The sequence below is a fragment of the Pseudomonas sp. E141 genome (assembly GCF_052659885.1).
In genome coordinates, this window is record NZ_CP084024.1 from 3714071 (window position 1) to 3739785 (window position 25715).

The window sequence follows — 25715 nt, forward strand, 5'->3', positions numbered from 1 at the left end:
AATTACTTCAACGCAGCTACCACGGCATCGAAGAACACCATCGGGTCGATCGGCTCTTTGTCAACCGGCTTGGGCTGGGCACCGAAGGTGACAATCACCACGTTATTGGCAGGGTTGACGTAGATGTTCTGGCCCTGGATACCGACCGCCGAATAGGCGCCGTCTTTCACCGATGGCTCGGTCCACGCCGTCCACCACATGTAACCGTAATCCAGGGACTTACCGCCTTTGAGGCTGGTCGGCAGCGTCGCCTCCTTGACCCAGCCATCGGGCAGAATCGACGTGCCATTGATCTTGCCGCCGTTCATGAAAAACAGCCCGAAGCGTCCATAATCGCGCAGCGTGGCGCTGATACCGCTGCCACCGATTTCCACGCCATCAGGCGAATCGAGCCACCACCGGGCATCACTCTCCATACCGAACGGCTGCCAGATCTTCTGCGATAGATAATCGGCCAGCGGCATCTTCACAGCGCCACGGACGATCTCGCCGAGTACCTGCGTTTCGCCAGTACTGTAAGTGTTGGCCGTGCCGGGCTCGGCCGCTCGCGGCAAACTTGCCATCAAGGCCATGGCCGAACGCGGTTTCTGCGATATCTGCGCTTTGAGTAGCGCGCGACGATCGGACGCCGGATCGGTGTAGGTCTCGTTCCACTTCACGCCCGAAGACATCATCAGCACGTTGCGCACGGTCACACCTTCATAGGCGCTGCCCTTGAGCTCGGGAACGTAATCCACCACTTGCGCATCAAGACCCTTGATAAGGCCGTCTTTGATCGCTGCAGCCGCCAGCGTGGAGGTGATGGACTTGGCTATCGACATCGACATCCATCGGGTTTTCTCGGTGTTGCCACGCTGGTAGGTCTCGAACACGATCTTGCCGTCCTTGAGCACGAGCATCGCCGTAATGCTGTCCAGTGCGACGAAGTCATACAGGTCGTACTTTTTGTCCCCGACAGTGAAGCGAACGTTGGGCAACTGTTTGTCTGATTTCGGCAGCGCATACGGGTGATCGCCGGCTTTAATCCTGTGGGTGGGGAACAGCCGGTCGATGTTGCGGTAGGTACTGACCGCCAGATCGGGGAGCATTGCGCCGTCATAGATCTGCTCCACGGTGCCAATCGGTTCCTGGGCGTGGGGATAATCCTCAGCCCATGCGTCCGAGGTGATACCCGCAGCGAGCAGACCGAGCGAGAGAAGCAGCGAGCGACCAGGCGAAGCCGCACGAAAAATAGCGGATGAGTGCATAACCTATCCTTTTTTTGCTTTGCTATTCACGCACGTTAAGGCACGCGCCCGCTTGAACCATAGCCTACTCATTGGAATCGCGCCCGAGCTGAAGGACGATGCTGTTTGCGTCTCGTCAGGGATAAAGAATTGCGTGCAACTCAACGTCAACTACAGACAGACACGAGTTCTGGCATAGGGGCTAAAAGAGGACAGATTTACTTTCTAGCCGGCTGCCAGTTGATCCAAGCGAATCCATTCGATGAAAACTCTCAGCGCAGCGAAGTAAAAATAAATCTGCCCCTTTTCTACAGATCTTGCGTGAGAGGTAGCGATGATGGCTGACATGATTTCTCCGAGCATAAAAAAACCGCCCTGAGGCGGCTTGATGTTGTTGTTCGCTTTACAGGCAGCTTTTCACCGCCAGTTCCATATTGCTACGCCCATAACCTGGCGCCCAAGCCATACGCTGGTACAGCTGTACCGAGCTGCCTTTCAGTGTCTTTCTGACGCTCAGTAACTCGTCCGTCAGATTGTTGCTAGCCGCGATCAGCCGATAGCCATGCTCCGTCTCGGACATAGAAACATCGCTGCGGGCGTCCTGCCACCGTGGAAATACGCACAGCGCATAACGCTTAGGGTCTTTATCGGTACTGGCCAAAATGCTCGGAGCTTTCAACTCAAGGTCGCCGGGAGATACACACCCCACCAACATCGATACCGCCAGCACTCCTAGGATAAATTTCATGCAAGTCACTCCTGTGGGAACGGATGCAGAATATCACTGGGAACGAAAAAGCCCGCGCCGGACTAGACGGTGCAGTCCAAACACCCCAACTATTTTGATTTACGAGCCTTGTATTCTATTATCACCTCTGTTTGCTCAAGGTCTATGCAAGAATCGACCGTAAAAACGACCAGATACACTTAGGCATCGATTTGTCGCCCATCGCCAACAAACGTTGCATCTATTATGTACTGGTACAGCTGTTTAGGGATTTCGAGCTGAAACGCAGACTGATAAAGCTTTTTATTACGCTGGTAGTTCTCTTGCTCTTTTCCAGCGGTCAAAACTTTAGGGTTTGCCCAGTGCCCGGAGTTATTATACTCCCGTTTCTCAGCATTTCTTCCAATGCTAGCCTTTAGGTGTCCAAGCTGCATCGCGTCACCAAGATTCTTAAATTCCGCCTTGTGCCCCTGAGAAATGGAGTCATCGATTGATTTAAAGTACAGGTCGCGCATTTGCTTTCTTATCACATCTTTTTCCGTCGGGTTATTTACACTGGGATCCGGCGAGTCAGCAATTGAAACAGCAATAACTTCAGGCACCATATCAACCCCATTATAATTTACTCTTAAGCCGAAGTCCTTGAACAGACTCTCCGTATCCCTTTTTAGCGCATACAACCCGCTACCAGAGTCATTGAAATCCAAAATAACGATCGTATTGAACAGCTTTTGCGGATCTTTTTGGATCTTACTCTTCAGGTACTGAATAAATTGGGACTGAGGAGCCACGAACTTAAAATGAAATTTCCGGCCTCCATCTTCAACCACCTTATCCCCCTTATCAAGTTTGCTGTCCGCTGTTAAAATAGAGACTCGATACGGCTCCACCCCACTTACGTCAACAGTTACAACATTGCAGTTCAACCTCAGCAATGCCCATTTGAGAATTTTTGGCGAGGCACCGGGGACTACAAACTTACTTGTTGGGTATTTTATTTTTAGAAGATTTGCCAGCTCGTACGCCTCCCTAAAATAACTGAATGTCGCAATTCTAAACTTCGCCCCTAACGCAATCCTTTCTCCTTTACTCAGCTCACCATCTTCTATGTGTACCCAAGCAGTTCCAGAATCGAGTTGAACTGGAAACCTATTTAGCTTAGAGATTGATTTAGCCAAGCGAAACTCTGAACGCGCCACATTATAAACGATGAATTTCATAGATCACGCTCCATATTGATCCTACTGAGACCACCAACAAAACCAATTATCACGATTAAAAGTCATAAATCCTCTTTGAACAACACCATGCTGTGCCGTCTAATATTTATTTCCATTTCTTAAATCTAGCTAATCATCTTGGCACCTGCACTGCTGACAAGAGTAGTCGGTCCTAGTTGACGTTCAAGGCAAACGCATCAATTAGCTTTAACTCTGAGTCATTGATTTTTTTAGCATTAAGAGCCAGATACTGACGACTTCATGGCTCCAGGGCTTCCCGGCACGAAACGCTGATTGGTCCGCACGCCCACAGCCCTGTCGGATCACGTGGCTAATTCGTTTGGCTATGCCGGAGTATCAGGCGTGTTCGGTCAAGCCATGGCCCGCCGAAGACGATGATTTCGCTCGGGCGCCCATACAGGTGGTGCAACATAAAAGACCCGGGGCCGAAGGCCTCGGCGTCTTCGCCAGGCAGCCCCGGGTCAGCACCGAGGAAAATCCCGGCATGGTTCGGGTGAGCCGCCCGGCCAACCTCCGTCACGATCATGTCGCCGCGCTGTGGCTGGTCGACGCGGTAGAAGCCGGCGGCCTCGTAGTTCACCTCGTACAGGCTGGTGTTGTCCTTGCTCTCCCACCAGCCGTCGGCGCGCTTGAAAGCTTCGAACTCAAGCCCCTACTCGCGCTTGTACCAGTCGGCGCAGACCTGCCAGCAGTCCCAGGCACCGTGGACGAAGGGGCGCTTCAGCAATGGCGTCTCGCCGGCGGGTACCACCGTCCGCAAGTCGCCCTCCGGCCAGCTCAGGATGTGCCAGGGCATGACCGTCGCCTCGCACATTGCCAGGTCGCGCGGTGACGGTCGGCTTGTGGCGTCCGGGAAAAAGGGGACAGATTTATTTTCTAGCCGGCTGCCAGTTGATCCAAGCGAATCCATTCGATGAAAACTCTCAGCGCAGCGAAGTAAAAATAAATCTGTCCCCTTTTCTACTGCGGATTGATGTCAGCGCAAGCGGTAGACAATCGGACCGAGTCCTTGCTTTTAGAAACTGAGACCTACAAAAAGCGGGCGACTCATAAGTCGCCCGCTTTTGACATAAATCAGCAAGGATGAAAACTAAGCGTCGGGATGCTCACTGGTGAAGAAGGTAGCGGAGCAAATACGCCAGCGGCATACGCACGACGGACTGATCGATGTCCCGTGGTTTGACTGGACTTGGGCCTCGCATGGAGATTCTGGGCAGTGGTCACTCCAGAATAAAAAGACCAGAATAAAGACCTATTCAGGAGTCATATCCATGCAAAATATTCTGGCCGATGTGGCCGTCAGCGTATCTGAACTCATGAAGCCCCCATCTTCCGCCTTGAGCAGCACCAATGGCTTACCTGTGGCCGTGCTGAACCACAACCGCGTTGTGGGCTACATGGTCCCGGCGAATGTCTATGAGGCGATGGTCGAGCGCCTGGACGAACTGGAACTCGTACACCTGGTCAAGGCACGTCTCGACGCCAACGAAACACCTGTTCGAGTATCTCTCGACGATCTGATTGGCGAGGCCGAAGCAGATATCGCCAATGGCCGTTGAGTAGCGAAAAAGCCCGCGTATCGGCTATCAGTGGCTTCCACTATAACAAGCCTCCCCAAACCCCAGACGCAAAAAAGGGCCAACCTCTCGGTTGACCCTTCTAGACCGCCCAGCAGAGCGGATTTTGTTTGGTAGGCGCGATTGGACTCGAACCAACGACCCCCACCATGTCAAGGTGGTGCTCTAACCAACTGAGCTACGTGCCTGCTGTGAGGCGGCATTCTACGGAATTCCGAAGGGGTGTCAATACCTTTTTTTCACCTAACCCTATGAATATGCAAAATATTTAATTTCGCCAAAGCACCGAAGATTTGGCGGTGGCTGGCGGCTGATTTTTATCTCGGGTAGGATCGGCGCATTCGTAAAAAATATAAAACAGAGGTTGCAGAATGGCGAACACACCGTATCCAGAATCTTATTACGCCGCGTCGGCCAATCCGGCTCCAGCTCGCCCTGCCCTGCAGGATGATGTCGAAACGGATGTTTGCGTGATCGGCGCTGGTTACACCGGCCTGTCCTCTGCGCTGTTTCTGCTGGAGAACGGTTTCAAGGTCACGGTCCTTGAGGCGGCAAAGGTTGGCTTTGGCGCTTCAGGTCGTAATGGCGGGCAGATCGTTAACAGTTACAGCCGCGACATCGACGTGATCGAGCGCAGTGTCGGGCCTCAGCAGGCGCAGTTGCTGGGCAATATGGCGTTCGAGGGCGGTCGGATCATTCGCGAGCGGGTGGCGAAGTATCAGATTCAGTGTGATTTGAAGGATGGCGGAGTGTTCGCTGCCCTTACCGCCAAGCAAATGGGCCATCTGGAGTCGCAGAAGCGTTTGTGGGAGCGTTTCGGGCATACCCAGCTTGAGTTGCTCGATCAGCGGCGTATTCGCGAGGTGGTGGCCTGCGAGGAGTATGTGGGCGGGATGCTGGACATGAGCGGTGGGCATATTCATCCGCTGAACCTGGCCCTCGGTGAGGCGGCGGCGGTGGAGTCTCTTGGCGGGGTGATTTATGAGCAGTCGCCGGCGGTGCGCATCGAGCGTGGCGCCAGCCCGGTTGTGCATACACCGCAGGGCAAGGTCAGGGCCAAGTTCATCATCGTGGCGGGTAATGCTTATCTGGGCAATTTGGTGCCCGAACTGGCAGCCAAATCCATGCCTTGCGGCACCCAGGTTATTGCCACCGAGCCGCTGGGCGATGAGCTGGCTCGCAGCCTGCTGCCTCAGGACTATTGCGTTGAAGACTGCAACTACTTGCTCGATTACTACCGACTCACGGGCGACAAGCGTCTGATTTTCGGCGGCGGCGTGGTGTATGGCGCGAGGGATCCGGCGAATATTGAAGCGATCATTCGTCCGAAGATGCTCAAGGCATTCCCGCAGCTCAAGGACGTGAAGATCGACTACGCCTGGACCGGAAACTTCCTGCTGACGCTGTCGCGCCTTCCGCAGGTCGGGCGCCTGGGGGACAACATTTATTATTCCCAGGGCTGCAGCGGCCATGGCGTGACGTATACGCACCTGGCGGGCAAGGTCCTGGCCGAGGCGCTGCGTGGCCAGGCTGAGCGTTTCGATGCGTTTGCGGACCTGCCCCACTACCCCTTCCCCGGCGGTCAGTTGTTGCGTACGCCGTTTGCGGCGATGGGGGCTTGGTATTACGGGCTGCGGGATAGGCTTGGGTTCTGAGACTCGTCGGACGACTTCATAGAAAAGGGCTGCTGCGCAGCCCAGCGGGAGCAAGCTCCCTCGCCACGGGCGCGTTCCAACCTTTCAGTGTCATTATCCCGAAAACAAAAAACCCCGGTCTTTCGACCAGGGTCTTTGCTATCGACTAGAAGTAGCTTTTCAGCTTTCTTCTTAGCTTCAAGGCGTTCAGTGGGCCTCGAAGCAGATATGGCGCAGCGGACGGGACTCGAACCCGCGACCCCCGGCGTGACAGGCCGGTATTCTAACCGACTGAACTACCGCTGCGTATCGCTATGGACTTGCGTCCAGTTAACTCGTCTGATCCAACCTCTTGGGTTTGGATCTCGAACCAGGCGAACCTGCTTCGGAAAATATGGCGCAGCGGACGGGACTCGAACCCGCGACCCCCGGCGTGACAGGCCGGTATTCTAACCGACTGAACTACCGCTGCGCGTCGGTGGAGGCTTTTGACAGCTTCCGTCTTGCTTTCGCAAAACTCTCGTAAAACATGGTGGGTGATGACGGGATCGAACCGCCGACATTCTGCTTGTAAGGCAGACGCTCTCCCAGCTGAGCTAATCACCCTTTGCTTCGTTGAGGCCGCGAAATTTACGCAGGTACCGAAGCTAAGTCAATAGCAGGGTTGGATTTTTTTCAAAAACAGTTTCAAGCGGCAAGCTCCAAGCTACAAGTTAAAAGCACTGGATCCACACCGCCCTGCTTGCAGCTTAAAACTTGCCGCTTGCAGCTGCCTTCACTCATAAATCATTTTCTTGGTCATGCCGCCGTCCACCACGAACTCCTGGCCCGTGACAAAACCGGCATTGCGCGACAACAGCCACGCCACCATCGCCGCTACATCCTCCACCGTGCCTACCCTGCCTGCCGGATGCTGAGCATGATCGGCATCGCTGAGCGGCTGCGCGCGACGCTGGGACGGGTCCCGTGCGTCGATCCAGCCGGGGCTGACAGCATTGACCCGGATCTCCGGCCCAAGGCTGATCGCCAAGGCATGGGTCAAGGCCAGCAAGCCGCCCTTGCTTGCCGCATAGGCTTCGGTGTCGGGCTCTGATTGTGCGGCACGGGTCGAGGCCAGGTTGACGATGGCGCCATTGTGGGCACGCAGGTAAGGAGCACAATGCTTGGCCAGCAGCATGGGACCACCCAGGTTCACCGCCAGGACCCGATTCCAGTAGGCCAGATCCAGGCTTTCCAGGGTGATGTTGTGGGGATCGGCGATGGCCGCGTTGCACACCAGCGCGTCAAGCCGCCCAAACTGGCCCAACACCTCGGCGATTCCCGTGGCGACTTGCGTCTCGTCCGCCACATCCATGGTGATGAACCAGGCGTTCTCCCCCAGCGTCTTGGCGACCTTGGAGCCGCGCTCACGATCCAGGTCAGTCAGCACCACCTGCCAGCCCTCACAGATCAGCCAGGTAGCAATCCCCAGGCCGATACCCCGCGCGGCGCCTGTCACCAGAGCTACCCGGCCATGAGTGCCGCCGTGCGGCGTTGCCAGCTCGATCACAAGGCGGCCAACCCACGGGCCAGATCGGCTTGCAGGTCAGCCACGTCCTCCAGACCCACCGCGACGCGGATCAGGCTGTCGCGGATGCCCGCTGCTTCACGCTCCTGGGGCGTCAGGCGACCGTGGGAGGTGGTGCTTGGGTGAGTGATGGTGGTTTTGCTGTCACCCAGGTTGGCGGTGATGGAAATCAACCGGGTGGCGTCGATGAAGCGCCATGCGCCCTCCTTGCCCCCTTTGACCTCGAAGCTCACCACCGCACCGAAACCGCGCTGCTGACGCGCGGCCAGGTCATGTTGCGGATGGCTCTTGAGGCCGGCGTAGTGCACTTTCTCGATGCCATCCTGCTGCTCCAGCCACTCAGCCAGCAATTGGGCGTTGGCGCAATGGGCTTTCATACGCAGGCCCAGGGTTTCCAGGCCTTTGAGGAAGATCCAGGCGTTGAACGGACTCAAGGTCGGCCCGGCGGTGCGCAGGAAGCCCACCACTTCTTTCATCTGCTCGCCACGACCGGCCACCACGCCGCCCATGCAACGACCCTGGCCGTCGATGAACTTGGTCGCCGAATGCACCACCACGTCGGCCCCCAGCTTCAGCGGCTGTTGCAACGCCGGCGTGCAGAAGCAGTTATCGACCACCAGCATGGCGCCCTTGGCGTGGGCGATTTCCGCCAACGCGGCGATGTCCACCAGCTCGGCCAGGGGGTTGGACGGCGATTCGACAAACAGCATCTTGGTATTGGGCTTGATTGCCGCATCCCAACCGGACAAGTCCGCCAGGGGCACGTAATCGACTTCCACGCCGAAACGCTTGAAGTACTTTTCGAACAGGCTGATGGTCGAGCCGAAGACACTGCGCGACACCAGCACGTGGTCGCCAGCGCTGCAAAAGCTCATGACCACGGCCATGATCGCCGCCATGCCGGTGGCGGTGGCCACAGCCTGCTCGGCACCTTCCAGAGCAGCGAGGCGCTCTTCGAAAGCCCGCACGGTGGGGTTGGTGTAGCGCGAGTAGACGTTGCCCGGCACCTCGCCGGCAAACCGTGCCGCCGCATCGGCAGCGGTACGGAACACGTAGCTGGACGTGAAGAACATCGGATCGCCATGCTCGGCTTCCGGCGTGCGGTGCTGACCGGCGCGGACCGCCAGGGTATCGAACGCTACACCCTCAAGGTCGCTGTCCAGCCGACCGGCATCCCAATCCTGACTCATGCTGTCGCTCCTGTAGTCATTAAACGCAAACCGGCCCCTCAGGGCCGGCTTGTCACTCAGTTGTTGTACAGATCGATGATCGCGCTGACCGCCTGGGTCTTGGCCTTGGACGCATCGTTACGAGCGTTCTCGATCTTGTTCAGGTAGGCCTCATCGACGTCACCGGTGACGTACTTGCCGTCAAACACTGCGCAGTCGAATTGCTCGATCTTGATCTTGCCACCACCCACCGCTTCTATCAGGTCCGGCAGGTCCTGATAGATCAGCCAGTCGGCGCCGATCAGGTCGGCCACTTCCTGGGTAGTGCGATTGTGGGCGATCAGCTCGTGGGCGCTCGGCATGTCGATGCCGTAGACGTTCGGATAACGCACGGCCGGCGCCGCCGAGCAGAAGTATACGTTCTTGGCACCGGCTTCACGGGCCATCTGGATGATCTGCTTGCACGTGGTTCCGCGCACGATGGAGTCATCCACCAGCATCACGTTCTTGCCGCGAAATTCCAGTTCGATGGCGTTGAGCTTCTGGCGTACCGATTTTTTCCGCGCGGCCTGGCCGGGCATGATGAAGGTACGGCCGATGTAACGGTTCTTCACGAAGCCTTCGCGGAACTTGACGCCCAGGTGGTTCGCCAGTTCCAGGGCCGCGGTGCGGCTGGTGTCCGGGATCGGGATGACCACGTCGATGTCGTGGTCCGGCCGCTCGCGCAAGATCTTGTCGGCCAGTTTCTCGCCCATGCGCAGGCGGGCCTTATAGACCGAGATGCCGTCGATGATCGAGTCCGGGCGCGCCAGGTAGACGTGCTCGAAGATGCACGGAGTCAGGCTCGGGTTGGTCGCGCACTGACGGGTGAACAACTTGCCGTCTTCGGTGATGTAGACCGCTTCGCCCGGGGCCAGGTCGCGAATCAGGGTGAAGCCCAGCACGTCCAGGGACACGCTTTCCGAGGCGATCATGTACTCGACGCCTTCGTCGGTGTGACGTTGGCCGAACACGATCGGGCGGATGCCATGGGGGTCGCGGAAACCGACGATGCCGTAACCGGTGATCATCGCCACGACCGAGTAGCCGCCGACGCAGCGGTTATGCACATCGGTCACAGCGGCGAACACGTCTTCTTCGGTAGGCTGCAGCTTGCCGCGCTGGGCCAGTTCATGGGCGAAGACGTTGAGCATCACTTCCGAGTCGGAGTTGGTATTGACGTGGCGCAGGTCCGATTCGTAGATCTCCTTGGCCAACTGCTCGACGTTGGTCAGGTTGCCGTTGTGCGCCAACGTGATGCCGTACGGCGAGTTGACGTAGAACGGCTGGGCTTCGGCCGAAGTCGAGCTGCCCGCTGTTGGGTAGCGCACATGGCCAATGCCCATGTGACCGACCAGGCGCTGCATGTGACGCTGATGGAACACGTCACGCACCAGCCCGTTGTCCTTGCGCAGGAATAACCGGCCGTCATGGCTGGTCACGATACCGGCAGCGTCCTGGCCGCGGTGCTGGAGCACGGTTAGCGCGTCATACAGCGCCTGATTGACGTTCGACTTACCGACGATACCGACGATGCCACACATGCGACACAACCCCTACTTAATGGATCTGAACTGAACAACTCTTACTGCGGCGTTTTGGCCATCGGCAAGAGTTGTTCCTTGAACGGTATTTCAGCGGGTACGCTGATACCGCTGGCAAGCCACTGACTGCTCCAACCCAGGATCAGGTTCTTGGACCAGTCTGCGACCAATAGAAATTGTGGCACGAGCCGGGACTCCTGCCACCACGTATCCTGCTGTACCGGCCCCAGGCTCAATAGCCCGACAGCCACGACCACCAGCAACGCGCCACGCGCCGCGCCGAAGGCCATGCCCAGGAACCGGTCCGTCCCGGAAAGCCCGGTGACGCGAATCAGTTCGCCGATCAGGTAGTTGATCATTGCGCCGACCAGCAAGGTGGCGATAAACAAGATGGCACAGCCCGCGATCACGCGGGCCGACGGAGTTTCAATGTATCCGGCGAGGTACTGGGACAACGAACCACCAAACATCCAGGCTACGACCCCCGCGATGATCCAGGTCAGCAGCGAGAGGGCTTCCTTGACGAAGCCGCGGCTCAGACTGATCAATGCGGAGATGGCGACGATTGCAACGATCGCCCAGTCAACCCAGGTAAATGGCACGGTGCAGCCTACAGACGGATAAGGCGGCGCATTTTAGCAGAGGCCAGAGCTGTCGGTAAGCTGCGATTGTCAGTGTGATTCAAATCAGGCAAACCGCCGTCAACCGCGCTCAGGCTGAAAACGCACCACAAAACCCTTGAGGTTCTGCTGGCGGCTGAGCAGGTCCCGCAGCCGGTCAGCCTCGGCACGCTCGATCAGCGGCCCCACAAATACGCGATTCTTGCCATCGGCGGTGCGGATATAGGCGTTGTAGCCCTGGCTGCGCAGGGTTTTCTGCAGTTTTTCGGCACTCTCACGATTGCTCAGGCTGGCCAACTGAACGGACCAACTGACCGACAGACCGTTGGCGTCCACGCGGCTTTGCGTGGTATCCGGCTTGGCCGGGGCTGCGGTAATCGGTTGGGTCGGCGCCGGCTTGGCCACCGGTGCTGCCGGGGCTGGAGCGACTGCCGGCTTGCTCGGAGCCGGCGCTGCCGTGGCGGGCGCCGCCGGCGCAGGCTCGATCGGCAGGGAAGGCGCAGGTTGCTCGGCCAGCTCCTCGTCGCTCGGAACGGGTTCCTGGGGTAGCGCTTCAGGTTCAGGCACCACCACCGGCTCGACCTGCACGGGCGCAATAGACGGCGCCTGAGGGGCAGCCGGAGCGTCGACCGTAACCTGGCGCTGCTCATCCTGACGAGAAAACAGCATCGGCAGGAAAATCACCGCCAAGGCCACCAATACCAGGGCCCCGACCATGCGCTGCTTGTACGCTTTATCCAGCAATGCCATCTGCAGCTTCCTCCGTGGAGCGCCGGGCCAGCCATTGAAGGGCCTCGGCAACACAAAAAAATGATCCGAACAGCAGGATCTCATCGTCGACCGTCGCCAGGGCGCACTGCCCTTCCAGCGCTGCGGCCACGCTGTCATAAGTCTCTACGCAAGCGCCGCGACGCTGCAAGGCTTCCCGTAGTTCGGTAGCCGGGCGCGAGCGCGGAGAATCCAGCGGTGCTACCGCCCAATGCTGGACACTAGCACCCAACGCATCGACAACGCCATCCAGATCCTTGTCGCCAAGCAGCCCGAACACCGCCAGGCGGCGCCCGGCTACCGGCCGCCGCGCCAGGCGCTCGGCCAGATACTGCGCCGCATGAGGGTTGTGGCCGACATCAAGCAACAGATTCAGGCGTTTGCCGTGCCAATCGAACTGGCGGCGATCGAGACGACCGACGACGCGAGTCGCTTGCAACGCGTCGATAATTTGCCCGGCATGCCATGGCAGGTCCAGCAACAGGTAGGCCTGGAGCGCCAGCGCGGCGTTCTCCATCGGCAGCTCCAGCAGCGGCAAATCGCGCAGTTCCACCGGATTGCCCCGGGCGTCACTGCCCCGCCATTGCCAATGCTGCTCAGTCATTGCCAGGTCGAAATCCCGCCCGCGCAGAAAGAACGGACAGCCCAACTCGCGGACCTTGTCCAGCAACGGTTGAGGGGGATTGAGGTCACCACAGAGCGCAGGCGCGCCCGGGCGGAAGATGCCGGCTTTCTCGAAGGCGACGGACTCACGGGTGTCACCCAGGTAATCGGTATGGTCCACACCGATGCTGGTGACCAGCGCAACGTCCGCATCCACCAGATTGACAGCATCGAGCCGGCCACCCAGGCCGACTTCAAGCACCACGGCATCAAGACCGGCACCCGCGAACAGCCAGAACGCCGCCAGGGTGCCCATCTCGAAATAGGTAAGGGAAATCTCGCCCCGCCCGGCTTCCACCGCAGCAAAGGCTTCGCACAACTCGGCGTCAGAGGCTTCGACGCCGTTGATCTGCACCCGCTCGTTGTAGCGCAACAGGTGCGGCGAACTGTAGACACCAACGCTCAACCCCTGGGCCCGCAACAGCGAGGCCACGAAGGCGCAGGTCGAACCCTTGCCATTGGTGCCGGTAACGGTGATGACCCGGGGCGCCGGCTTGGCCAGTCCCATGCGGGACATTACCGCTTGCGAGCGCTCCAGCCCCATGTCGATGGCTGACGGATGCAACTGCTCAAGGTAGGCAAGCCAATCGCCCAGGGTACGTTGGGTCATATGTTCGCTGGCACCGGCGGAACCACGATCGGCTCGATGGGGGCGGCGACGAATTTCGGGGTCGGCAGGCCCATCAGTTGCGCCAGCAGATTGCCCAGACGCGGACGCAACTCCTGGCGGTGGATGATCATGTCGATGGCGCCGTGCTCCAGCAGGAACTCACTGCGCTGGAAGCCTTCCGGCAATTTTTCGCGCACGGTCTGCTCAATAACGCGCGGGCCGGCAAAACCGATCAGCGCCTTCGGCTCGCCAACGATCACATCGCCCAGCATCGCCAGGCTGGCGGAAACGCCGCCGTAGACCGGGTCGGTCAACACCGAGATGAACGGAATGCCTTCTTCACGCAGACGCGCCAGCACCGCGGAGGTCTTGGCCATTTGCATCAGGGAGATCAGCGCTTCCTGCATACGCGCACCACCGGAAGCGGCAAAGCAGATCATCGGGCAACGGTTTTCCAGGGCATGGTTGGCGGCACGCACGAAGCGCTCGCCGACGATGGCCCCCATGGAGCCCCCCATGAAGGAGAACTCGAAGGCCGAAACCACCACCGGCATGCCCAGCAGGGTGCCGCTCATGGACACCAGGGCGTCTTTTTCGCCGGTCTGCTTCTGGGCCGCGGTCAGGCGATCCTTGTACTTCTTGCCGTCGCGGAATTTCAGGCGGTCCACCGGCTCCAGGTCGGCACCCAGCTCAACACGGCCTTCGGCATCCAGGAAGATGTCGATACGGGCACGCGCACCGATGCGCATGTGATGGTTGCACTTGGGGCAAACGTCCAGGGTCTTTTCCAGCTCGGGGCGGTACAGCACCGCTTCGCAGGATGGACATTTGTGCCACAGACCTTCAGGCACCGAGCTTTTTTTCACCTCGGAACGCATGATCGAAGGGATCAGTTTGTCTACCAACCAGTTGCTCATGCTTTCTTTCTCCAGTACCGGTGACCCGAACGCTCTGGTTCGCGGTCCCGCGTATGCCCTTGAGCTAAATTCATTGTGCGGCGAGGGTCGAGGGACCACCACGATCAGCGCGAAGCATGACCTGCGTGCAGCCCAACCTCCTCAGCCATCCCGGCAACCGCGGCACCGCGGCTACCACTACGCTATCGGCCCACCCGGAGGCGGCGCCTGCCTGCTTTGTACAGTGCTGGTATGGACGGCGGCAGTCTGCCAGCCGTCACATTGACTACTGGCTGCTGCGTACAGCGGCCATGAACGCACGAATCCTGGCCGGATCCTTGATGCCCTTGCTTTGCTCTACCCCACCGCTGACATCGACCGCGTAAGGGCGAACCTGACGGATGGCTTCGGCCACGTTTTGCGCCGTCAACCCACCGGCGAGGATAATCGGTTTGCTCAGGCCCTGGGGCACCAGCGACCAGTCGAATGCTTCACCGGTCCCACCGGGAACGCCTTCCACATAGGTGTCCAGCAGTATGCCACTGGCACCGGCAAAGGCATCGCAACTGGCCGCGATGTCATCACCGGCCTTGACCCGCAACGCCTTGATGTACGGACGATGCCAGCCCTCGCAATCGGCGGGCGTCTCGTCCCCGTGAAACTGCAACAGGGCCAACGGCACCGCGTCGAGTATCTCGCCCAGCTCACAACGACTGGCGTTGACGAACAGGCCGACGGGGGTTACGAACGGAGGCAAGGCCCGGATGATCGCCCTCGCCTGCTGCACCGTCACCGCGCGCGGGCTCTTGGCATAAAACACCAGCCCGATGGCATCGGCACCAGCCTCCACCGCCGCCAGCGCGTCCTCGACGCGGGTGATCCCGCAAATCTTGCTGCGAACGGCCGGCATGTCGTCAAAACCTCAGGCAAATCCGTGAAAGTCCCGGATGGTAGCAAATGCTGCGCAGGGCGTCAGCCGTCGAGTTCCGAGAAGCCCGTGAGGAAATGTGGCCCGATGTAACGCTGTGGCAGCTCGAATTCATCGTGGTATTCGACCTGCACCAGGTACAGGCCAAACGGGTGCGCCGTCACGCCGCCGGAACGCCGGATGCGGCTTTCAAGCACTTCCTTGATCCACTCCACCGGCCGCTCACCGGCACCGATGGTCATCAGCACCCCCGCGATGTTGCGCACCATGTGATGCAGGAAGGCGCTGGCGCGGATATCGAGCACGATCATTTTGCCGTGGCGGGTCACCCGCAGGTGATGCAGCTCTTTGATCGGTGACTTGGCCTGGCACTGGCCGGCGCGAAAGGCACTGAAATCATGAACACCGACCAGGTACTGCGCGGCTTCAGCCATGCGCTCGACGTCCAGCGGACGGTGGTTCCAGGTGATTTCTTCGTTCAGATGCGCGGGGCGGATCTGGTCGTTGTAGATCACGTAGCGATAACGCCGGGCGATGGCCTTGAAGCGTGCATGGAAATGCGCCGGCATTGCCTTGGCCCAGCTGACACTGACGTCGTGAGGCAAGTTGATGTTGGCCCCCATGACCCAGGCCTTCATCGAACGCTCGACCTGGGTGTCGAAATGCACCACCTGGCCGCAGGCGTGCACGCCGGCATCGGTACGGCCGGCACAATGCAGCGACACGGGCGAATCAGCGACTTTGGACAGTGCGTTTTCGAGGGTTTCCTGCACCGTCGCCACACCGGAGGCCTGGCGCTGCCAGCCGCGATAGCGCGAGCCTTTATATTCAACGCCCAGGGCGATCCGGAAAAAGCCGTCGGCCGCCATTTCGGCGGCCGGGTTGTCTATGTTTGCCAAGGAATTACAGCCTGCTGAAGTACGCAAAGGCGGGCATTATAAGGCCGGCGGGATGGGATGCCAGTCCAACCGGTGGTCATGTGTTGAATGTACTGACGCCATCGCGAGCAGGCTCGCTCCCACAAGGGATCTGTGCTGGGCGCAGGATTTGTGAATACCCGAGAACCTCTGTGGGAGCGAGCCTGCTCGCGATGAGGCCCGCCAGCCAACCTAAACTCCAGCCCAAACAAAAACGGCAGCCTCACCGGCTGCCGCTTTTGTTTACCCGATCACCTCAGGCCAGGCGCGACAACATTTCCTGCGCCTCACTCTTCTGCGTGGCATCGCCTTCGCTGAGGACTTCGCCGAGGATATCCCGGGCACCATCGTTGTCACCCATGTCGATGTAGGCCTGGGCCAGATCGAGCTTGGTCGCCACTTCATCGGTACCGCTGAGGAAGTCGAAATCCGGCTCATCGTCGGCACTGGCCAACGCGTCTTCGGCAGTGAAAGTCGGCTGAGCGAGGCTGTCGGACAGGCGCTCAAGCTCGGCATTGACATCGTCCAGTTCGGACTCGAAGGCGTCCTTGGGTTTGTCTTGCACGTCCATTTCATCGGCCAGGGACAGGTCGAAATCTTCCGGCAGCTCAAGGTCGTCAGACGGGGTGTCGGTCACCGCAGGGGTTTGGACGGCAGGCTCATCCAGGCCCTTGAGGTCGTCATCCAGGTCCAGCAGGAAGTCTTCGTCGGCCAGGGCCGGCGTCGGCGCCGGGGCGTCGGCACCCAGGTCAAGGTCGAACTCCGACAGGTCATCCAGGCTTTCATTGGCCTCGGTCTGCTGCTTGAGCAACGATTCGAAGTCCAAGTCATCATCGGACGGGAATGCATCCAGCTCGACGACAGGCTCTGGCTCAGGCGTTGCCGGTGCGGCTTCCAGATCCTCAAGGCTCAGGTCGAAGGCGCTGTCGAGCTCCTCATCGGTGGGCGGCGTATCTTCCAGCAAATCCTTGACGTACTGGGCGTCCAGCTCGGCAGCGACTGCCGCGGCGGCCAGACCGGCAGTGGTGGCGACCACCATGGCCGGGAAACGGCTTTTGAGCTGTTCGACCTGGGCATAGTTTTCGCCGTTGGCCACCAGTTGGCGCTCTTGGGCAACAAAAGCATCGCGGTCGCCCTGCTGACCGTAGACTTCCATCAGTTTCAGGCGCAGGTCGCTGCGCTGAGGCTCGGCCTTGATGCCCTGCTCAAGCAGATCGGCCGCCTGATTCAAACGACCACGATCAATGTGGGACTGGGCCTGACCCAGCACATCGTCGGAACGCTCGGCAGCCGGAGCCACCAATGGCGCGGCGATCGGCGGCGTGACGATCACGGGCGCAATCACCGGGGCTGGCTTGGGCGCTGGCGCGGGAGCGGGTTTTGGTTCGAGCTTTACGCTTGGCGGTGGAACTTCAATGCCCTCGAAGCTGCTCGGGGGCAGATCGAGCTCCGGGGAGAAATCAGCCTCCTCCTCGAGGGCTCGGGCCATGCGCAAGTGCTTCTCGGCTTCCTGTTGCGCCTTGCGGCGACGGGCCAGCAACAGCAGCAACAACAGCAGGATCAACGCGCCACCGCCAACCAGGCCCAACAGGATCGGATTGGTCAGCAGATCGTTGTACTTTTGTTCGCTGGACGCTGCCGGGGCTGGCTCCACGGGAGTCACGGGCGGCGTCGCTTCAGGCGCGGGCGCAGGGGCTTGCGCCGTTGGGTCCGGCGTCAATTCTGCCGACATCGCCGGGGCCGACTCATCGAGCGGCGGTACGGCGACACCATCAGCCTGCATTTTGGCCAGCTGATTGTTCTTCAGCTCGATCAGGCGCTGCAGCTTGTCCAGCTGGCTCTGCAGATCCGCCATGCGGCTTTTGAGTTCTTCATTGTCGCGGCGAGCCGAATCGAGGCTTTCCTGGGTGACCGCGAGCTGGTTGCTCAGGGCTTGGGCATCGCCGGCAGCGCCTTTGGCGCCGGCCTTCGCGGCCTCGGCGGAGACCAGACTCAGATTATCGCGACCGGCCGCCTGGGCCGGTGCTGCTTGACTGCCACCACGCTTGGTACCGTCCAACTGCTGCTGGCCGGAACGCGCAACGCCCCGCCGCCCCTGGCGCCAGGCGGCATTCTGCGCAGCCACTTCAGCGATAGCCTGGGGTTGCGGCAACGCGGTGCTTTGCACCGGGTCCGGCAGACGCAATACCTTGCCGGTCTTGAGCAGATTGATGTTGCCGTTGATGAATGCGTCTGGGTTCAACGCCTGGATCGCCAGCATGGTTTGCTGGATCGACCCGCCGTTGCGCACCTTGGCGGCAATTTCCCAAAGTGTATCGCGCGGCGTGGTGGTGTATTGGGAAGGCTTGGTGGCGCCCGTCACCGGCGTGGAGACGACCTGGGACGGCTTCGTCCGGGCGGCGTCAGCCGCCTGAGGGGAGAATTTGGAAGGGTCGATCAACACGCTGTAGTCGCGCAGCAGACGGCCATTGGGCCACATCACCTGCACCAGAAACTTGACCATCGGCTCCGACAGCGGCTGGCTGGAAGTCACCCGCAAGACGCTCTTGCCATTGGCATTGATTACCGGGGTGAAGGTCAGGTCATTGAGAAACGCCTGGCGGTCGATTCCGGCCTTGGCAAACTCCTCGGGCGAGGCCAGGCTCGGCACGACTTCGGCGGCGGTCAATTGCTGGACGTCGAGCAGCTCGATCTCGGCGACCAGAGGCTGGTTCGGCGGCGACTTCAGGGTCAATTCCCCGAGCCCGAGTGCTTGCGCCATACCGGAGGACAGCGCCGAGGCGGCCGCTATTGCTAACACCAGTTTGCGAACTTGAACCATAGCCTCTTCCTTTGTTTGAACATTCCTCGGCCAGCGAGAAGGTGTTGATGCCGCTGCCGTAAGGCATTGCGCGCCCCCCGAAGCAACGGCGCGCGCGATCGTTTCACTCATGCTCGGGGAAAGCCCCGAGAGGGAGGTTCGCCTTCAGCACTCTGGCCAAGCATAGCGCCCAGCTAGAATCATTCGACAAATTGTTGCCAAGTATCTTTTACAGCAGGTCTTTTATCAACAACTCAGCCACTTGCACAGCATTGAGCGCCGCGCCCTTGCGTACGTTATCTGACGTCAGCCACATATTTAGTTCCGCCGGGTCATCGATCCCCCCGCGCACACGTCCAACGTAGACTACATCCTGCCCTACCGCATCGCCCACCGGGGTCGGGTAATCGCCCGCCTCCACCAGCTCGATGCCGGGTGCCGCCTCCAAGGCTGCGTTGACTTTCGCCAGGTCGACGGCGCCGGCTGCCTGCACAGTCACGCTAAAGCTATCGCCAAAAAACACCGGGGCTTGAATGCAAGTGACGGAAATCTTTAACGAAGGCTGTTCCAGCACCTGACGCAATTCACGCACCAGACGCTTTTCCAGCAGCGTGTGACCCTGCTCGTCCGGGGTACCCACCTGAGCCAGCAGGTTGAACGCCATTTGCCGATCGAAAAATTTCGGCTCAAGGGGACGTGCATTGAGCAACTCGGCAGTCTGACGGGCCAGCTCACTGACGGCGGCGCGGCCCTGAGCGGACACAGCGAGACTGGCGGTCAGGCTGATACGCTGCAACGCCAGGCATTGGCGCAGCGGCGCCAGCACCACGGCCAGCGCGGTCGCCGACGCACTGGGACTGCTGACTTGAAACGGCTTGCTCAGACCCGCCAGCAGCCCGGCGTTGGCTTCCGGCACGATCTGCGGCGCCTGCTCAGGCGGCAGGGCGCCGGACAGGTCAATCAACGCGCAACCGGCCGCCGTGGCACGCGGGGCGAAGCTCAGGGTCACCGCCGGGCCGGCGGCAAAAAACACCAGTTGGACTTTGCCGAAATCAAATTCGTCGACTTCGCGCACCCGCACATTTTTGCCGCGAAACATCACCGAGCTTCCCGCCGACTCGCTGCTGGCCAGCAGGTGCAGGTTGCCGATCGGGAAGTCACGCTCTTCGAGAATCTGGACAAGGGTTTCGCCGACAGTACCGGTGGCGCCGATCACGGCAATATCAAAGGACTGGCTCATGGGTCTACCTCAGGTAAAACGTGGGGAGCGGCACTTTACCGGGTGGGGGGTATGCAGGCAATTGGCTGGGGAGTTTGCAGTGGTTGTACTGGCCCCATCGCGAGCAAGCTCGCTCCCACAGGTGTTGTGGCCACTGAAGATCCACTGTGGGAGCGAGCTTGCTCGCGATGACGATGTCACGGACGACACCGTTCCCATAAAAAAACCCGCACCTCTCACAAGGCACGGGCTCTTTCACAGCAGAGACCGATCAACGCTCGAGCAGAATCCGCAGCATGCGACGCAGCGGTTCGGCCGCGCCCCACAGCAACTGGTCGCCGACGGTGAAGGCACCGACGAATTGCGAGCCCATGTTCAACTTGCGCAGACGACCCACTGGTACGTTCAAGGTGCCGGTGACTTTGGTCGGGCTCAGCTCCTGCATGCTGATTTCGCGGTTGTTCGGCACCAGCTTGACCCAAGGGTTGTGCTGGCTGATCAGCCCTTCGATGTCGGCGATCGGCACGTCTTTGTTCAACTTGATGGTCAGCGCCTGGCTGTGGCAGCGCATGGCACCGATACGCACGCAGATGCCGTCCACCGGGATCGGGCTCTTGAAGCGACCGAGGATCTTGTTGGTTTCGGCCTGGGCCTTCCACTCTTCACGGCTCTGGCCGTTCGGCAGTTCCTTGTCGATCCACGGGATCAGGCTGCCGGCCAACGGCACGCCGAAGTTCTCGGTCGGGTACGCATCGCTGCGCATCGCCTCGGCGACCTTGCGATCGATGTCCAGGATGGCGCTGGCCGGGTTGGCCAGGTCATCGGCGACAGCGGCGTGGGTAGCCCCCATTTGCTTGATCAGTTCACGCATGTTCTGCGCGCCGGCTCCCGAGGCCGCCTGATAGGTCATGGCACTCATCCACTCCACCAGACCGGCCTCGAACAGGCCGCCCAGGCCCATCAGCATCAGGCTGACGGTGCAGTTGCCGCCAATGTAGTTCTTGGTGCCCGCGTCCAGTTGCTGGTCGATGACCTTGCGGTTCACCGGGTCGAGAATGATCACGGCGTCGTCCTGCATGCGCAGGCTGGAGGCGGCGTCGATCCAGTAACCCTGCCAGCCGGCTTCACGCAGTTTCGGGAAGACTTCGCTGGTGTAGTCGCCACCCTGACAGGTCAGGATCACGTCGAGAGTCTTGAGCTCGTCAATGCTGTAGGCATCCTTGAGCGCACCGGTGTCCTTGCCCACGGACGGGCCCTGGCCACCGACATTGGAGGTGGTGAAAAACACCGGTTCAATGAGATCGAAATCCTGCTCTTCCAGCATTCGCTGCATGAGCACGGAACCGACCATGCCGCGCCAACCGATCAGACCTACACGTTTCATCGCAACTACACCTATACAAAAGTGGGCCACCGTCGAAGCGGTGGGCCGCAAAGATTACAGATTACGCAACGCGGCGACTACTGCATCGCCCATTTGCTGCGTACCGACTTTGGTACAACCGGTCGACCAGATGTCGCCCGTGCGCAAACCTTGATCCAATACCACACTGACCGCCTTCTCGATGGCATCAGCCGCGTCATTGAGACTGAAGCTGTAGCGCAGCATCATCGACACCGACAGGATGGTTGCCAACGGGTTGGCAATGCCCTGCCCGGCAATGTCCGGCGCCGAACCGTGGCATGGCTCGTACATGCCTTTGTTGTTGGCATCCAGGGAGGCCGACGGCAGCATGCCGATGGAGCCGGTGAGCATCGAGGCTTCATCGGACAGGATGTCACCGAACATATTGTCGGTGACGATCACGTCGAACTGCTTGGGCGCGCGCACCAGTTGCATGGCGGCGTTGTCGACGTACATGTGGCTCAGTTCGATGTCCGGGTAATCCTTGGCCACCTGCTCGACCACTTCGCGCCACAGCTGGCTGGAAGCCAGGACGTTGGCCTTGTCCACCGAGCACAGTTTTTTGCCGCGCACCCGTGCCATATCAAAACCGACCCGGGCGATACGGCGGATTTCGCTCTCGCTGTACGGCAAGGTGTCGTAGGCCTGACGCTCGCCATTATCCAGCTCACGGGTGCCGCGCGGGGCGCCGAAGTAGATACCGCCGGTCAGTTCACGGACGATGAGGATGTCCAGGCCCGAAACGATTTCCGGCTTCAGGCTCGAAGCGTCGGCCAGTTGCGGGTAGAGGATTGCCGGACGCAGATTGCCGAACAGGCCCAGTTGCGCACGGATCTTCAGCAGGCCGCGCTCAGGACGGATGTCGCGTTCGATCTTGTCCCATTTCGGGCCGCCCACGGCGCCCAGCAGTACGGCATCGGCGGCACGCGCGCGATCCAGGGTTTCATCGGCCAGGGGGACGCCATGCTTGTCGATCGCAGCGCCGCCGATCACATCGTGGCTGAGTTCAAAGCCCAGGCCGTACTTGTCGTTCGCCAGCTCTAGGACCTTGACCGCTTCGGCCATGATTTCCGGGCCAATACCGTCGCCTGGGAGAATCAGAATCTGCTTGCTCATGTTTTCCTCGTTTGCTCTGTCGGCCCGCGCTTGGACTGGCCGGAAAAAGTGCTATCGCTCGGCCCACAGCACCAGTACGTCTGTACTGAACGAACCATCGGCCTCAATCTCAAAATATTCACGCACCTCAACACCCATCGATCGCTGCAGCTCACGGATCGCCCCACGCATCACTTCGGGGGTGCGCATGCGCTCGACCCACGACTGGTACTCCAGGCGCAGACGCTGGCGCGTGGTGCTGCGGGTATGCAACCCCGCCTCGCTGACCTGGCGCAACCACTCGCCGGCCGAATAATCGCGAACATGGCTGGTGTCACGCAGCACCTCAACGCTTTGCAGGTACGTGTCCAACAACGGCATGCCGGGTGACAGGACATCAATGAACGCCGCCACTCCACCCGGCTTGAGCACCCGGCGCACTTCCCGCAGCGCCAAGCCCAGGTCGCTCCAATGATGCGCTGAATAGCGGCTGAACACGAAGTCGAACTCAGCGTCAGCGAACGGCAGGCGTTCGGCGGCGCCGCACACCGTGGTGATGTTACTCAGGCCACGATCCGCTGCCGCCGTAGCTACAACGTCAAGCATTGGCTGGGACAGGTCGTAGGCCACCACTTCACCGGCCAGCGGCGCCACATGGAAACTCACGTGCCCAGCGCCGCAGCCCAGGTCCAGCACACGGGCCTCGCCGCGCCCGGCAAGCTCAGCCTGCAGCAGGGCGAACTCAGTGCCCTGGGCGTGCACGGCACTGCTCAGATAGGCCGAAGCCTGTTCACCGAATTGCTTTTGTACGACCTGACTGTGGGCGGTGGTGGTCATGGGATGTCCTTATGGTTTTTTATTGCCTGGGCGGACCCCATCGCGAGCAAGCTCGCTCCCACAGGGGATTTATGGTGTTCACAAAACACCTGTGGGAGCGAGCTTGCTCGCGAAGGGGCCAGCACTGACGACATCAATCTCAGATCAATCAAGCATCCCGAAACAACCAAGGCTGGCTCGCCCGGTGCTTGGCCTCGAACGTGGCAATCGCCTCGCCGTCCTGCAAGGTCAGGCCGATGTCGTCCAGACCGTTGAGCAGGCAGTGCTTGCGGAATGCATCGATCTCGAAACGCAACACCTTGCCGTCAGGACGGGTCACGGTCTGGGCCGCCAGGTCGATCTGCAGTTGATAGCCGGGGTTGGCCTCGACCTGCTGGAACAACTCATCGACTTCAGCGTCGCTCAGGATGATCGGCAACAAGCCGTTCTTGAAGCTGTTGTTGAAGAAGATGTCGGCGTAGCTCGGCGCAATGATGCTGCGAAAGCCGTACTCTTCAAGGGCCCATGGCGCGTGTTCGCGACTGGAGCCGCAGCCGAAGTTTTCGCGGGCCAGCAACACGCTGGCGCCTTGGTAACGTTCGGCGTTGAGGACGAAATCCTTGTTCAACGGGCGCTTGGAGTTGTCCTGGTAGGGCTGGCCCACATCCAGGTAGCGCCACTCGTCAAACAGGTTCGGGCCGAAGCCGGTGCGCTTGATCGACTTCAAAAACTGCTTGGGGATGATCTGGTCGGTGTCGACGTTGGCACGATCCAAAGGCGCGACAAGACCAGTGTGCTGGGTAAAAGCTTTCATGCTGCGCTCCTTCAGATCAATTCACGGACGTCGACGAAACGGCCGTTGACGGCGGCGGCGGCGGCCATGGCCGGGCTGACCAGATGCGTACGGCCACCGGCGCCCTGACGGCCTTCGAAGTTACGGTTGGAGGTGGAGGCGCAATGCTCGCCCGACTCCAAACGGTCCGGGTTCATCGCCAGGCACATCGAGCACCCAGGCTCACGCCATTCGAAACCGGCCTCGAGGAAAATCTTGTCCAGACCTTCGGCTTCCGCCTGGGCCTTCACCAGGCCCGAGCCTGGCACCACGATGGCCTGCTTGATGGTCGAGGCGACTTTGCGGCCCTTGGCGATCACCGCCGCTGCGCGCAGGTCTTCGATCCGCGAGTTGGTGCAGGAGCCAATGAACACACGGTCCAGCTGAATGTCGGTGATCGCCTGGTTGGCGCTCAAACCCATGTATTTCAGGGCGCGGACGATGGAGTCTCGCTTGACCAGATCCATCTCCTTGGCAGGATCGGGCACGTTCTGGTCCACGGCCAGGACCATTTCCGGGGAAGTGCCCCAGCTGACTTGCGGCTTGATTTGCGTCGCGTCGAGTTCGACCACGGTGTCGAACTGCGCGTCGGCATCGGAAACCAGGTCTTTCCAGGCTTGCACCGCCATGTCCCACTCGGCGCCCTTGGGGGCGAACGGACGGCCCTTGACGTACTCCACGGTTTTTTCATCGGCGGCCACCAGCCCGACACGAGCGCCGGCTTCGATGGACATGTTGCAGATGGTCATGCGCCCTTCCACGGACAAATCGCGGATGGCGCTGCCGGCGAACTCGATGGCATGGCCGTTACCACCGGCGGTGCCGATCTTGCCGATCACGGCCAGGACGATGTCCTTGGCAGTCACGCCAAACGGCAGCTTGCCCTCGACGCGCACCAGCATGTTTTTCATTTTCTTGGCGACCAGGCACTGGGTAGCGAGCACGTGCTCGACCTCGGAGGTGCCGATGCCGTGGGCCAAGGCGCCAAACGCACCATGGGTGGAGGTGTGGGAGTCGCCGCAGACCACGGTCATGCCGGGCAAGGTCGCGCCCTGCTCCGGGCCAATGACGTGGACGATACCCTGGCGCACGTCATTCATCTTGAATTCAACGATGCCGTATTCGTCACAGTTATCGTCAAGGGTCTGCACCTGCAAGCGCGACACCTGATCGGCAATGGCTTCGATGCCGCCCTTGCGCTCCGGTGTGGTCGGCACGTTGTGGTCCGGGGTCGCGATATTGGCATCGATGCGCCACGGCTTGCGCCCGGCCAGACGCAGGCCTTCGAAGGCTTGCGGCGAAGTCACTTCGTGGATGATGTGACGGTCGATGTAGATCAGCGCCGAACCATCGTCGCGCTGCTTGACCAAATGCGAATCCCAGAGCTTGTCGTAGAGCGTTTTGCCGGCCATCAGACGGTTC

General features: G+C 60.1%; 21 protein-coding genes, 4 tRNA genes and 1 pseudogene. 2 read left to right on the plus strand and 24 right to left on the minus strand.

Annotated features, from left to right (window positions below):
• Window positions 1-2 precede the first annotated feature (2 nt).
• The 4 genes and pseudogenes from GKKCFE_RS16555 to GKKCFE_RS16570 all read right to left on the minus strand — a co-directional run.
• The gene (locus GKKCFE_RS16555) at window positions 3-1247 is read right to left on the minus strand and encodes a serine hydrolase domain-containing protein (RefSeq protein ID WP_316911994.1); all 1245 of its coding nucleotides are present in this window, start codon (window positions 1245-1247) and stop codon (window positions 3-5) included.
• Window positions 1248-1629: 382 nt separating this feature from the next.
• On the minus strand, window positions 1630-1974 hold the full coding sequence (locus tag GKKCFE_RS16560; protein WP_339491152.1) for a hypothetical protein: 345 nt from the start codon (window positions 1972-1974) through the stop codon (window positions 1630-1632).
• A gap of 179 nt (window positions 1975-2153) precedes the next feature.
• Window positions 2154-3173: a hypothetical protein gene (locus GKKCFE_RS16565; RefSeq protein ID WP_339491153.1), complete on the minus strand. Its 1020-nt coding sequence runs from the start codon at window positions 3171-3173 to the stop codon at window positions 2154-2156.
• A gap of 331 nt (window positions 3174-3504) precedes the next feature.
• Window positions 3505-4047 (minus strand): annotated as a pseudogene (locus tag GKKCFE_RS16570) (NlpC/P60 family protein); the annotation flags it as partial.
• Window positions 4048-4465: 418 nt separating this feature from the next.
• Here GKKCFE_RS16570 and GKKCFE_RS16575 point away from each other — a divergent pair.
• Window positions 4466-4753, plus strand: coding sequence for an antitoxin (locus tag GKKCFE_RS16575; protein WP_445576853.1), 288 nt, complete (start codon window positions 4466-4468; stop codon window positions 4751-4753).
• A 129-nt stretch (window positions 4754-4882) separates the two neighbouring features.
• On the opposite strand, the gene GKKCFE_RS16580 is transcribed toward GKKCFE_RS16575, so the two are convergent.
• Window positions 4883-4959, minus strand: a tRNA-Val gene (locus GKKCFE_RS16580).
• Window positions 4960-5142: 183 nt separating this feature from the next.
• Between GKKCFE_RS16580 and GKKCFE_RS16585 the strand changes: the two genes are divergently transcribed.
• On the plus strand, window positions 5143-6426 hold the full coding sequence (locus tag GKKCFE_RS16585; RefSeq protein WP_445576854.1) for an NAD(P)/FAD-dependent oxidoreductase: 1284 nt from the start codon (window positions 5143-5145) through the stop codon (window positions 6424-6426).
• Window positions 6427-6634: 208 nt separating this feature from the next.
• Here the strand turns inward: GKKCFE_RS16585 and GKKCFE_RS16590 are convergent.
• From GKKCFE_RS16590 to leuC, 19 genes are all read right to left on the minus strand, one after another.
• Window positions 6635-6711 (minus strand) — tRNA-Asp (locus GKKCFE_RS16590).
• Between the two features lie 89 nt (window positions 6712-6800).
• Window positions 6801-6877: transfer RNA gene (locus GKKCFE_RS16595), tRNA-Asp, on the minus strand.
• A gap of 58 nt (window positions 6878-6935) precedes the next feature.
• Window positions 6936-7011: transfer RNA gene (locus tag GKKCFE_RS16600), tRNA-Val, on the minus strand.
• A gap of 169 nt (window positions 7012-7180) precedes the next feature.
• The gene (locus tag GKKCFE_RS16605; RefSeq protein WP_047229233.1) at window positions 7181-7954 is read right to left on the minus strand and encodes an SDR family oxidoreductase; all 774 of its coding nucleotides are present in this window, start codon (window positions 7952-7954) and stop codon (window positions 7181-7183) included.
• On the minus strand, window positions 7951-9162 hold the full coding sequence (locus GKKCFE_RS16610; RefSeq protein WP_047229234.1) for an O-succinylhomoserine sulfhydrylase: 1212 nt from the start codon (window positions 9160-9162) through the stop codon (window positions 7951-7953). Before GKKCFE_RS16610 ends, GKKCFE_RS16605 begins: the two co-directional genes overlap by 4 nt.
• A gap of 56 nt (window positions 9163-9218) precedes the next feature.
• Window positions 9219-10724 carry an amidophosphoribosyltransferase gene (purF, locus tag GKKCFE_RS16615; protein WP_047229235.1) on the minus strand — a complete coding sequence of 502 codons (1506 nt, stop codon included), beginning with the start codon at window positions 10722-10724 and terminating at the stop codon, window positions 9219-9221.
• 41 nt (window positions 10725-10765) lie between these two features.
• Window positions 10766-11326: a CvpA family protein gene (locus tag GKKCFE_RS16620; RefSeq protein ID WP_039593931.1), complete on the minus strand. Its 561-nt coding sequence runs from the start codon at window positions 11324-11326 to the stop codon at window positions 10766-10768.
• Window positions 11327-11425: 99 nt separating this feature from the next.
• A complete protein-coding gene (locus GKKCFE_RS16625) occupies window positions 11426-12094 on the minus strand; it encodes an SPOR domain-containing protein (RefSeq protein ID WP_417694782.1) in 669 nt (222 codons plus the stop codon).
• Window positions 12078-13385: a bifunctional tetrahydrofolate synthase/dihydrofolate synthase gene (folC, locus tag GKKCFE_RS16630; RefSeq protein WP_445576855.1), complete on the minus strand. Its 1308-nt coding sequence runs from the start codon at window positions 13383-13385 to the stop codon at window positions 12078-12080. The genes GKKCFE_RS16625 and folC overlap by 17 nt, the downstream gene beginning before the upstream one ends.
• A complete protein-coding gene (accD, locus tag GKKCFE_RS16635; protein ID WP_047229238.1) occupies window positions 13382-14302 on the minus strand; it encodes an acetyl-CoA carboxylase, carboxyltransferase subunit beta in 921 nt (306 codons plus the stop codon). The genes folC and accD overlap by 4 nt, the downstream gene beginning before the upstream one ends.
• A 265-nt stretch (window positions 14303-14567) precedes the next feature.
• Window positions 14568-15191: a phosphoribosylanthranilate isomerase gene (locus tag GKKCFE_RS16640; RefSeq protein ID WP_076383919.1), complete on the minus strand. Its 624-nt coding sequence runs from the start codon at window positions 15189-15191 to the stop codon at window positions 14568-14570.
• Window positions 15192-15253: 62 nt separating this feature from the next.
• Entirely contained in the window at window positions 15254-16078 is an 825-nt protein-coding gene (truA, locus tag GKKCFE_RS16645; RefSeq protein WP_047229296.1) for a tRNA pseudouridine(38-40) synthase TruA, read from the minus strand.
• Window positions 16079-16382: 304 nt separating this feature from the next.
• The gene (locus GKKCFE_RS16650) at window positions 16383-18947 is read right to left on the minus strand and encodes a FimV/HubP family polar landmark protein (protein WP_445576856.1); all 2565 of its coding nucleotides are present in this window, start codon (window positions 18945-18947) and stop codon (window positions 16383-16385) included.
• A 208-nt stretch (window positions 18948-19155) separates the two neighbouring features.
• Complete coding sequence (locus GKKCFE_RS16655) at window positions 19156-20166, minus strand: aspartate-semialdehyde dehydrogenase (RefSeq protein ID WP_076383917.1); 1011 nt, start codon at window positions 20164-20166, stop codon at window positions 19156-19158.
• A gap of 250 nt (window positions 20167-20416) precedes the next feature.
• The gene (gene asd / locus GKKCFE_RS16660; protein WP_047229242.1) at window positions 20417-21529 is read right to left on the minus strand and encodes an aspartate-semialdehyde dehydrogenase; all 1113 of its coding nucleotides are present in this window, start codon (window positions 21527-21529) and stop codon (window positions 20417-20419) included.
• Window positions 21530-21583: 54 nt separating this feature from the next.
• Entirely contained in the window at window positions 21584-22666 is a 1083-nt protein-coding gene (gene leuB, locus GKKCFE_RS16665; protein WP_047229243.1) for a 3-isopropylmalate dehydrogenase, read from the minus strand.
• A 51-nt stretch (window positions 22667-22717) separates the two neighbouring features.
• Window positions 22718-23482, minus strand: coding sequence for a class I SAM-dependent methyltransferase (locus GKKCFE_RS16670; RefSeq protein WP_288916052.1), 765 nt, complete (start codon window positions 23480-23482; stop codon window positions 22718-22720).
• A gap of 148 nt (window positions 23483-23630) precedes the next feature.
• Window positions 23631-24275, minus strand: a complete 645-nt coding sequence (gene leuD / locus GKKCFE_RS16675) for a 3-isopropylmalate dehydratase small subunit (RefSeq protein ID WP_047229245.1) — start codon at window positions 24273-24275, stop codon at window positions 23631-23633.
• An 11-nt stretch (window positions 24276-24286) separates the two neighbouring features.
• Entirely contained in the window at window positions 24287-25705 is a 1419-nt protein-coding gene (leuC, locus tag GKKCFE_RS16680; protein ID WP_076383915.1) for a 3-isopropylmalate dehydratase large subunit, read from the minus strand.
• Window positions 25706-25715 lie beyond the last annotated feature (10 nt).